Consider the following 674-nt stretch of genomic DNA (forward strand, 5'->3'; position numbering starts at 1 on the left):
TCGATGTCGGCTGCGGCGGCGGCGTTCTGTCGGAGCCGCTCGCCCGCCTCGGCGCCGAAGTGACCGGGCTCGACCCGGCGGTGACGAACGTCAAGATCGCGCAGGCCCATGCCGACGAGGCCGGCGTGCCGGTGCGCTACCGGGCCGAGACGATCGAGAACGTGGTGGCTGGGGCTGAGCGCTTCGACGTGGTCTGCGCCATGGAGGTGGTCGAGCACGTCACCGACATGCCGGCCTTCGTGCGCACGGCCTGCGCGGCGGTGAAGCCCGGCGGCCTGTTCTTCGCCGCCACGATCAACCGCACGATGCGCTCCTTCGCCCTCGCCATCGTGGGGGCGGAATACGTCCTCAATTGGCTGCCGAAGGGAACCCACGACTGGGAGAAGTTCATCACCCCGGACGAGCTGCGCGATGCCGTGGAGGCCGGCGGCCTGTCGGTCACGGACACGACCGGCGTCGTCTTCAATCCGCTCACCGGCCGCTGGAGCGCCGCCCGCGACACGGCGGTGAACTACATGATCGCGGCCGAGAAACCGCGCCCCTGAGGAAGCAACCCCGTGCCGTCTCCCCCTGTTGTCGCGACGACGCGAGGAGACGCTTCATGCTGGAGAAGATTCCGCACGCCGTGGGCGAGGCCCTGTCGGGGCTCCGGGCCGGCATCGAGAAGACAGCCT

1 protein-coding gene is annotated in these 674 nt (G+C 69.9%); it reads left to right on the plus strand.

What is annotated here, in order from left to right:
* On the plus strand, window positions 1-545 hold a 545-nt coding region (gene ubiG, locus VQ03_RS26145; protein WP_048453846.1), incomplete at its 5' end, for a bifunctional 2-polyprenyl-6-hydroxyphenol methylase/3-demethylubiquinol 3-O-methyltransferase UbiG.
* Window positions 546-674: the final 129 nt, after the last annotated feature.

Origin of the sequence: Methylobacterium tarhaniae (assembly GCF_001043955.1) — a bacterium.
Lineage (GTDB): Bacteria > Pseudomonadota > Alphaproteobacteria > Rhizobiales > Beijerinckiaceae > Methylobacterium > Methylobacterium tarhaniae.